This window comes from Nitrosomonas communis (assembly GCF_900114745.1).
GTDB lineage: Bacteria > Pseudomonadota > Gammaproteobacteria > Burkholderiales > Nitrosomonadaceae > Nitrosomonas > Nitrosomonas communis_A.
Genome location: NZ_FOUB01000097.1, coordinates 1 through 10,099, shown reverse-complemented (window position 1 = coordinate 10,099; position 10,099 = coordinate 1). Strand labels below are relative to the sequence as shown.

Annotated in this window: 7 protein-coding genes and 1 pseudogene; 4 read left to right on the top strand and 4 right to left on the bottom strand. The window is 41.0% G+C overall.

Going from position 1 to position 10,099, the window contains the following annotated elements; genetic code table 11:
- The 4 genes and pseudogenes from BM122_RS22840 to BM122_RS19215 all read left to right on the top strand — a co-directional run.
- Positions 1 to 78: pseudogene (locus BM122_RS22840) on the top strand (IS5/IS1182 family transposase); the annotation flags it as partial.
- A 116-nt stretch (positions 79 to 194) separates the two neighbouring features.
- Positions 195 to 1,253 carry a phosphoribosylformylglycinamidine cyclo-ligase gene (purM, locus tag BM122_RS19225; RefSeq protein ID WP_074907116.1) on the top strand — a complete coding sequence of 353 codons (1,059 nt, stop codon included), beginning with the start codon at positions 195 to 197 and terminating at the stop codon, positions 1,251 to 1,253.
- 12 nt (positions 1,254 to 1,265) lie between these two features.
- A complete protein-coding gene (gene purN / locus BM122_RS19220) occupies positions 1,266 to 1,904 on the top strand; it encodes a phosphoribosylglycinamide formyltransferase (RefSeq protein ID WP_074907115.1) in 639 nt (212 codons plus the stop codon).
- Positions 1,905 to 2,048: 144 nt separating this feature from the next.
- Positions 2,049 to 3,305, top strand: coding sequence for an RsmB/NOP family class I SAM-dependent RNA methyltransferase (locus BM122_RS19215; RefSeq protein WP_074907114.1), 1,257 nt, complete (start codon positions 2,049 to 2,051; stop codon positions 3,303 to 3,305).
- Here the strand turns inward: BM122_RS19215 and BM122_RS19210 are convergent.
- From BM122_RS19210 to BM122_RS19195, 4 genes are all read right to left on the bottom strand, one after another.
- A complete protein-coding gene (locus BM122_RS19210; RefSeq protein WP_256212221.1) occupies positions 3,302 to 6,172 on the bottom strand; it encodes a bifunctional diguanylate cyclase/phosphodiesterase in 2,871 nt (956 codons plus the stop codon). The genes BM122_RS19215 and BM122_RS19210 overlap by 4 nt on opposite strands.
- A gap of 117 nt (positions 6,173 to 6,289) precedes the next feature.
- On the bottom strand, positions 6,290 to 7,528 hold the full coding sequence (locus BM122_RS19205; protein ID WP_256212220.1) for an OprO/OprP family phosphate-selective porin: 1,239 nt from the start codon (positions 7,526 to 7,528) through the stop codon (positions 6,290 to 6,292).
- A 37-nt stretch (positions 7,529 to 7,565) separates the two neighbouring features.
- The gene (locus BM122_RS19200; protein WP_218152170.1) at positions 7,566 to 8,018 is read right to left on the bottom strand and encodes a type 2 periplasmic-binding domain-containing protein; all 453 of its coding nucleotides are present in this window, start codon (positions 8,016 to 8,018) and stop codon (positions 7,566 to 7,568) included.
- Between the two features lie 12 nt (positions 8,019 to 8,030).
- On the bottom strand, positions 8,031 to 8,828 hold the full coding sequence (locus tag BM122_RS19195; RefSeq protein WP_074907111.1) for a PEP-CTERM/exosortase system-associated acyltransferase: 798 nt from the start codon (positions 8,826 to 8,828) through the stop codon (positions 8,031 to 8,033).
- Between the last annotated feature and the right edge of the window lie 1,271 nt (positions 8,829 to 10,099).

Here is a 10,099-nt window from a genome sequence, read left to right as displayed (position 1 = left end):
ACGCGATACGACAAACTGAAGCGAAATTACGAGAGTATGGTAGCCATAGCGTGTGGATATCTGTGGCTACCTATGTGAAATGTCAACAGACCCTAAAGAGAATGTGGATCTTCAGAGTGTTTAGTGTTCATTTGCGGTAAAATTACATTTTACTAAAATGTGTCACTCTATCCGTAACCAAGTGAGAACTCAACTTGACTTCATCTAATCCCCAACATCCTAAATCAGATCAGCTATCCTATCGCGACGCCGGTGTAAACATTGATGCAGGCAATCTTCTGGTTGAGAAGATCAAACCTTTTGCTCAACGCACATGGCGCCCGGAAATACTCGCCGGAATCGGAGGTTTCGGTGCACTCTTTGAAGTCCCGCGGAAATACCGTAATCCTGTATTAGTATCGGGAACTGATGGGGTAGGTACCAAATTGAAACTTGCTTTCCAATTTAACCAGCATGACAGCGTTGGAATAGATTTGGTTGCCATGAGCGTCAATGATATTCTCGTGCAAGGTGCAGAACCCTTGTTTTTTTTGGATTATTTTGCTTGTGGCAGACTAGACGTCGATACTGCTGCTCGGGTTGTTCAAAGTATTGCAGCAGGTTGCATGCAAGCTGGATGTGCCTTAATTGGTGGTGAGACAGCTGAAATGCCCGGCATGTACCCAGAAGGTGAATACGATCTGGCCGGTTTTGCGGTAGGAGTCGTAGAGAAAGATGACATTATTAATGGCTCTTCCATTACGGAAAACGATGTCATTCTCGGAATTACTTCCAATGGTATGCACTCCAATGGCTTCTCATTGATCCGCAAAATTATTGAAAAACATTCTATTGATTTGAACGACAAGTTTGGGAATGGCACTCTGATAGAAGCTATCATGGCACCAACCCGTATCTACGTAAAACCTGTACTAGAGCTATTTAGGCAATTGCCGGTAAAAGGTATAGCCCATATCACCGGAGGAGGGTTACTAGAAAATATTCCACGCATTCTGCCTACGGGAACAATGGCCTATGTTCACAGAGAATCTTGGGAAATTCCTCCTTTATTTCATTGGCTCCAACAACAAGGCAATGTTACTGACGAAGAAATGTTCCGGGTTTTCAATTGCGGTATAGGAATGGTTTTGGTGGTTGCGCCGGAACATGCAAATGAAGCAATAGCTATTTTACATACCAACGGAGAAACAGTCTGGCAAATCGGTCATATCAAGCAACGTGATGCTAATGAACCAACCATTCTGATTGCTTGATCAGTATCCCTCATGAAATCTATGGTTATTCTTATTTCTGGTAGGGGTAGCAACATGCAGATGCTGCTCGATGCAAAACTCCCGGCAAAGGCCATCACTGTGATCAGCAATAATCCGGCTGCAATAGGATTAGAAATTGCTAGATCGCGTCATATCGAAACACATGTGTTAGATCATCGCGCTTATCCCAGCCGCGAATTGTTTGACGCTGCGCTCGCAGAAAAAATTGATGCCCGCCAACCCGACTTAATAGCGCTTGCTGGTTTCATGCGCATTCTTGGTAATAGTTTTGTTAGCCGTTATCAGAATCAATTAATCAATATTCACCCCTCCTTATTACCTGCTTTCTCCGGTTTAAATACTCACGCACGCGCACTAAATGAAGGTGTAAAAATCCATGGGTGTACGGTACACTTTGTTACCCCTCAACTTGATCATGGCCCCATTATTATTCAGGCTGCGGTACCTGTTCTGCCAGAAGATACCACTGAAACCTTGGCTGCACGGGTTCTCCAACAGGAACATCTGATTTACCCACAAGCTGTACGCTGGTTTCTGGAAGATCGGCTTATGCTTACTAATAATGGTATAAAAATTCGAGAAGCAACTATAGAACAACATGTTTTATATTCGCCTCGGTTAGATCAATGAATATTTGCTTCAAACGCATAGGTAGTTCCGAAATAAATTCTTGCTGTGCCTTTAATCAGTGCGTAACGACCGTCATCAAAAACTGAACACTCTCATAGACCAATCTGAAGCGCTGACAAAATATTCTCTTTTCTATTATTAATCATGCGCCTAACATTTACTCAACTGGATATGGCCATAGCAGCCATACGTACTATATTACCGCTGGAATCTCCCGCCGATATCCTGCTACGCCTGTTTTTCCGTAATCATCCAATGGCAGGTCAGAACGATCGAGCTGCAGTTGCAGAGATTGTATACGGTATTTTACGTCACAGGTTTTTTCTAGAATACCTGGCGGAAAAAGCAACACCCCGCGCCCTACTTCTCGCCTACCTTGTCAAATTTGAAGGCTTGAATTTGCGCGAACTAATCACCTTCATCAGTGAATCTGAAGCTAAATGGCTCGCACACATTAAAGCAATCAAATTAGGCTCGCAGCCTCTTGCTATTCAAGCAGAATTTCCTGAATGGTTAATGGAAAAGTTACAAAAATTTTTATCTGATACCGAGATTCTTAGATTGGGTCAGGCACTCCAGCAACCCGCTCCTTTAGATTTACGCGTTAATACATTGCTTGCAAAACGTCATGAGGTACTCACCCTATTAAATCAAAAAGGTCTCAAGGCACATGCTACACCCTACTCACCTATCGGGATTCGTCTATCCGGGAAACCCGCCATTAATCAAGATCCGCTGTTTCTTTCTGGCAAAATAGAAGTACAGGATGAAAGCAGTCAGATTCTAGGCTATCTGCTGGCCCCTCGACGTGGCGAAATGGTAGTTGATTTTTGTGCAGGCGCAGGGGGCAAAGCACTGATGTTGGGAGCGCTCATGCATTCCCAAGGCCGTATTTATGCTTTCGATATTTCTGAGAAGCGGCTCAATAATCTAAAGCCACGGCTTAAGCGCTCTGGTTTGTCCAATTTGCATCCTCAACGTATCAACAATGAAAATGACCTCAGGCTAAAACGTCTGTACGGAAAAATAGATCGGGTACTCGTTGACGTCCCCTGCAGTGGATTAGGAACTTTACGCCGCAACCCGGATCTGAAATGGCGGCAAACACCGCAGAGTATTGAGGAACTAAAACGCAAACAGGCAGCCATTCTTTCTTCTGCTGCCAATCTACTTAAACCAGGCGGCAGACTGGTTTACGCTACCTGCAGTCTTCTACCGGAAGAAAATCAGCAAATTGTAAAACACTTTCTTTCTAACAATCCTCATTTCGTTCAATTGAATTGTGCGAGCTTACTAGCGCAACAAAAGATACCGCTTGACACAGGGGAATACTTGCAACTATCACCTACACTTCACCAAACTGATGGCTTCTTTGCTGCAGCTTTGGAGCGAGAAAATTAATCTGATCTACTTACTTCTTTGCCAGAATAAGAATGCTCTAATTTATTGACAGCACAATTAAGCTTCAGGTGATTGAAGATCTCACCCCCTGCACATGGCTTACCAATATAATAGCCTTGCGCAAAATCAACTTCCATTTTTTCCAGCAAGATAAGTACTTCCTCATTCTCAACAAATTCAGCTGTAATTTTCTTACCAAACTCTCTTGCCACGCTACATAAAGCTTTAACCAATACTTGATCAGCAGGGCTATTTGCTAGATCTTTAACAAATGAACCATCTATCTTCACAGCATCGACTGGCAACTCTCTCAAGTAGCGAAAAGATGAAAAACCAACACCAAAATCATCCAGCACAAAGCCGCAGCCAAGTTCCTTAATTTCTCCAAGTAATTGTTTCGTTCCAAAGAAATTCTCGAGCGCCGCAGTCTCTGTTATTTCAAACATTAAAAGAGTAGGATCGACACCATGAAACATCAGTTCATTTCTGATCAAGGGAAGTAATTCCGGGTCATTGAAAGCATGTGCAGACAAGTTAATTGACAAGCGAATTCGATTACCTGATTTATTGATCATGGCTGCTTGGGCAATGGCCTTACGCAACACCATATGATCGATCTCGTGGATAAGACCAATATGTTCTGCAGCAGCAATAAAAGCCCCAGGCGTATAAATGGTGCCATCTTTATCGCGCATACGTAACAACACTTCATAATGGGTAATTGTTCTATCACGTAGCGACATAATTGGTTGGAAATAGAGCAAATACTCATCATATAGATTGGCATACTCGATTTTTTCTTTCCAATGTACCAGAGTGTGCATTCGTTCTCTTGTTTGATCATCATTGGAAAATAAATGCCAAGTTCCCCGTCCTTTATCCTTGGCCTGATACATAGCAAGGTCAGCTGCAGCCAATAAATCATGCACAGTATTACCATGTTCCGGAAAAAGAGCTATACCAATACTTGCCGCAATTTTGTGTGTCCTATTATTTACGATTAACTGGGTTTCATTTAAGTGAAATAAAATTTTCTTAGCGACCTCAATAGCCCCACTTGCCGTAACTTCTGGCAAGATAACTGCAAATTCGTCTCCTCCCAAACGCGCCATTACATCTGTCGCACGAATGGTATGAGACAGCATATCTGCAACTTTTTTGAGTAAAGAATCACCAGCCTGGTGCCCGCTAGTATCATTAATGTACTTAAATCGATCGAGATCAAAAAACAACAATGCACCCGATTGTTGGTTTTGCTGCGACCAAATGATCACCCGCTCGAGTTCTTCACTGAAACGGCGTCGATTAAATAAGTTGGTCAATGGGTCATGATCAGCCAGCCATACCAGATGACCTTCAACACGCTTGTAATCTGTAATGTCCAGACCAACGGAAAGTACTGATGAATCTTCTTCAGATTGCCACGACAATCGGGAATGCAACCAGACAATATGTTTTTTTGAACCATCATTACATAAAGTAATCGTCTCATGCCTCAATTGTTCACGTTGACCGTAACATACCTGTTTTAAGTCCTCATTAAGATGATATTGCGCCCCATCCAGCAGCAGTAACTCAAAAAAAGTTTTACTTCGAATCTCTTCTTCAGTATAACGCATCAGCATTTCGCCATATGCATTCAACATCATTATCTTGCCTTTAACATCCTGGGTCAGCACGACAACCTGTGCTGTATTCAGCAAATGCGCAATAAAATCTTTTTCTTTACTTAATTCATCCCGTTGCTTTACAAGTTGCTTGGTACGGTAAATAACCTTATCCTCCAGCTTCTCAAGCTTATGAGATAGGGTTATTGCCGCTTCATAAAGAAGATCAATCTCATCCTTTTGCCACTGCTTTCTACCCATTGAGGAAAGCGTTGCTCGGAAAATTCCAAAGCTTCCTCCGGCCAAGAGTGGTAAGGTAAATACGATATGCTTAAGCTGCGAAAGTGGCTTGGAAAGAATGACAAATAATAATATTCCTGACAATATTAAACCAATTAAACCAATGATGACGATACGCCAAATAGAATCACGAATCGCCTCGATAGTCTCTGTAATATCAGTAATGACAACCAGATGTGCCTGGTCCGTCACACCTATCTCTTGTAATGGCAAGAGCTTTATGCGCTGATGGCGTTGATTCCATTGAGTTTGAATCCCTTGCTTGAGACTCACAAGATTTGGGTATTCATTTATCGTTCGATTAAGGATGTCAAGATTCTTATCTCTATTGGTCAATGCGACCAGGCGTATCTCCCACTCAGCAAACCATACATCATTATGGGTGATGTTGTATTTTTTTTCTTTTAACAGCAACCCGATATCAGAGCCAAATGTTCGCTTAAAACCTAGAAAAACATCTGTCAAGGAAGCACCAATAACAATTGCTCCTGCACGAACACCTCCCACCAGAAGTGGTGCGATCGTATACTGGATACAACTTTCCAAGCAGATCAGCGGGTTAGCTGGCTGTTCATGTAAATTGACTTTATGAACATGTTCCATGATAAGTCTATCGCGATAGATATCCGTTTCAAAACTGTCCCAACCTACCAGAAGCTGATCAGATTGATCATAAAATCTTACTGACTCAATTCCATTCTGGAGCTGCAATAATGGCCAATGGTGATCAAATGCAGCTTCAATTTGCGTAGTATTTTGTGTCGATAAGGCTATATCCATCCCTTTCAGAAAAGGGATCATTCTGATTAGTAGATGAGAATTATGTGAAATTTGCTCAATGAGCTTTTCGACTTCGCGTACATAACGCTGATATTGCTGCTCGCTCTGTTGATCAATATTATTGATCAGTCTCTTATAACTAATGATGCTGAATATCGTAACCACTATCAGCAATATCATACTGGTTAATAAAGAAATTTTCCATTTCAAACTGATAAATTTGGGTGATGTCCGATCCGCAAATCTAGTAAAATGAATTAATTTTCCGTGGGCACTCTGTTTCATGCATATTTCTGGTTAAAAGCGGTAAGAAACCTGGACTGCAAAAAGATTCCAATGCTGATCTGTAGGATTGAGAGGCTGAGGATTATCCGGCTGAACAACAGTCATGCTTTGAAATGTTGGATTATCCAGCGTAGAAAGCCAGCCTGTGCCATTTACGCGATGATACTCGCCCCGCATCATTATCGAAGGGGTAATATTCCAGCGTAGACCCACTGTCAAATCCTTGGCAAAACGACTGTGGTCAGGGCGCCCCGTAGCAGCTTGGAACTCATTACCATCTCGATCTTTTCTATCTGCATAGTAAACATCATAACGCAATACAGCCTCCCAGGTGGGGTTAAAACGATAAATACCCTGGACATAAAAGCTCTCACCCGTAAAATTTGAATCAGGAACCCCACGATTAAAAAAATTCTCACGCTCGATATGACGGATGGCATACTCGGAAGTGAGACTCCACCGCTCTGCATTATATTGCGCAGAAAAATATAATGGAGAAAACCGAAATGAACCGGTACTTAAGGGATCGTTTAGATCTGGATCATATCCTATATTAAAGTGGGCTCCACTCACTGCGAAGCGCCAACGCCCGCCATCCCGCTCATACATTATACGCCCGATATAAGATAATCTCGTCTTTAGGTCACCAGGATACTTCCTTCCAAGGACGCCAACTTCTGTAGAAGTGTCGCCAACCTGCGGGAAAACTGCACTGAATTGAGCAGTAATATCCCCCCACTCGGAGCGTGATTCACCATATAATTGCACACCATCTGAAGCAAGGCCGAAATTGCGCACGCGATCGAAATAAATTGATTGTGGCAATATAATACTTGGTCGCGTAAAAGGCACATCACGAGTGTCATTATAAAAAAGCAAGGGGTTCTTGGTTCTTCCCAAGCGCACTCCGAATTCTTTAGTCTCAGTCGTTAATACAGTATAATCAAGGAAGCCATAATCAATGCGAATCCCGCCTTTACTGTCCTCACCCGCCTGTCGCGATAGCAGTTGCATCGAGAGCTGGAGATTCGTCAATGGCCGATGCGATGCATTTACCCCGAGCTCTCTAAAAGCAAAACTACCTTCCTTACCGCTACTGTCTCCAAAAAAATCATTTTTTTCTTTTTTATCTCCATCTGTTGTTTTAGTCCAACCTTGACTTAGGAAACCATGAATCTGAAGGCCATTCAGAACTTTTTTATCTATATCTGATGCATTAATCCAAGACGAATGCAGCACAGTCAATGACATCCCAATTAATATCAAGTAAATTTTGAAAATACTTGTTCTATTCAACATGAAGAATTTGGATGCCGTCATCTATATTTACTCTCTTCAAATATCCGATAGCGCCCGGTGTTGTGGCAACACGCACGCGCATTTCTTCTTCAGAACTTACTAGAAAAGGTGCCTGGCCTGTTCCTGAGAAAATAAGCCGGTCCCATGCGGAACGTAATTGGTAGGGAAAGATATTGAGTTTTACTTTGGCAAAAAGCTGGTGCAACGGCTCTTCGTCAGGAAGCACGAAAACTCTGATAGGAGAGCCATCTTGCCATGCTCTGAGACGCATGCCAAAAATAGCACGTAGCGAGTTTCTGGAAATATCTCGTATGGCTATACTAGGGTGAACAACCACTTCAACAGAAACATTGTCTATAGTACCGCTTGTGGCGGGAGTTACACCGAGTAACAAAAGCAGCAACAGAATACAGCACAAAAAATCAGTGAACCGTGCTGCCATGCTAAATAAGTTTTAGCAGGTCAATATGTTTACATAATTATTCGGCAAATCTTGCTTATATCTATGCACTAATTTAAGTTCCTCAAGATTGACCGGCCAAATTCTACCGCTATCTGTTACTAATTCCCAGATATCTGGATGACTTATATACATTCTTTCAAGCATATCAAATAAGCTTATATAATATGGACGGCGTAAACCATAATAATCTACAAATGGCCCAATAGGATCATGCTGCATCCCATAAAAACCTAACAGCCTATTTAAAGCGGGAGTCATTGCTGAAAACCAGTAATAAATTTCTAGTTTGGCACATATCTGAATAAGGCCAACCATTAATGCTAACATAGGATGAGGAAAACGCCTCCCTCGTGCTCTCTTAAAGTTTTCCATTGTATTAATGCTGTTACCAAAATCCAGATCCTCTTTTCGCTTGAGAAAGTCATTCCGAATCGCTAATCTTGAAATTTCAGCTGTATAAGGACGCAATTGCTTAGAATCTGTAAATTCAGAATAAAAATGAGTATGCAATTCTATGGGTAACTTACTATTTTTTAATCTGCTATTCGATAATATTAAACGTGCTGTACCAACAAAAGTATCAGAAGAGCGATGACGTAGAAGAATATGTACCGAGCGCTCATCAAATTCGTCTTTTTCTAACTGGTCTTGGTAAGAAGAAGCATCAAAATATCGTTCTGTAATACACCAAATATAATATCTTAAGCTAAAAACCTCTTTCAGTAATTCTGGTGTATCAGCTACCACAATTTCAAAATATTCATGAAAGGCTGCCACAATATCATTCATTACAATTCTTTGAAAGAAAATTTATTAAAATTTATGATAAGCGGTTAAAATAATGATTTAATAATCTATTCCCATACTAAACTAAACTAAACTAAAGTAACTAACTAATACTTATAACCTCATTATTAATTTAATTATTGATCTTATCTATAATATAAATATGTCGTCAAATAATGACGATTTCTTATAATTAGAAAAATAACATGGAATGATGAAAAAATATATAAAATAATTAGTAATAATAATTGATTAATATAAAAATATATATCATTACAATTACTTAATGATGCTCAGATATCTGTCTCAATATTACAACATCATTTTTAAATAAATATTTATAATGGCGTCAAGGTATTTTGTTAATTCATGCCACTATAGCCTAAGAATATTGTGAATTAATGGCAATTGCTTCAGCAGCGGGCAATAACTTGAATAAATTCAACCGCTTAAGCTATTCATGGCTAGTGTTTACATAAACTTGTACTTTTGAAATTAGCTACCAGACGGAAGACTAGAAATCTATTCCACCCCATGTTAAAGGTAGATTTCTGCAATGAAGCAAATGATCTGAATTTGCAAGAACCGGTGATTTATGTCATAGCCAAAAGCTGCAGCCTTTGGTAACCTTAGCTATAGCTATGCTATAGCGTAACCAGCTAAAAATGATTCAGAATATATAGAATTTGAAGAGCATCTCAACGGTTTGGCAATGTTGTTTACGCAGCACTTTCGCGTATGCCCATTTATGCTAGATGAGATATAATGAGAATACTCCTTGAATCATTTCTAGCTGGTTTTGCTATAGTATCGGGTTCAGATGGAGCGGGTATCAATGCTCATAATGACTTGTTATTCCAATTCATAATAAAAAAGGTCGAGTAAACCGGAGGAGTTTCACCTCCAGCTCCTCACAGACTCCGTACGTGAACCTCTCGATTCATACGGCTCCTGTCGGCCATTCCATTAGCACCTCTCAATGCCAATACTACAGGCAAAGCATACACTCTTCCCCGAGCCAGGTTGGCAGGTGCTTAGCCTGAGCCAACACATCCCCTTCACTCCATTTCCATTACAGAAATTTCATCGCTAATACGGGATGATCCGCCCCTCATACATGCATTGATACTTTCCCCCTTCGCGGGTTCGCTTATAAGGTTTTCTCTTAACATCACGTACTGACGTGGTCAAGTAAAATCGGACACCTCAGTTAAGCTGCTTTTATCGATTTTGCTGCATCTGCTTCATATTGATTCGGACTTTTGTAACCCAGG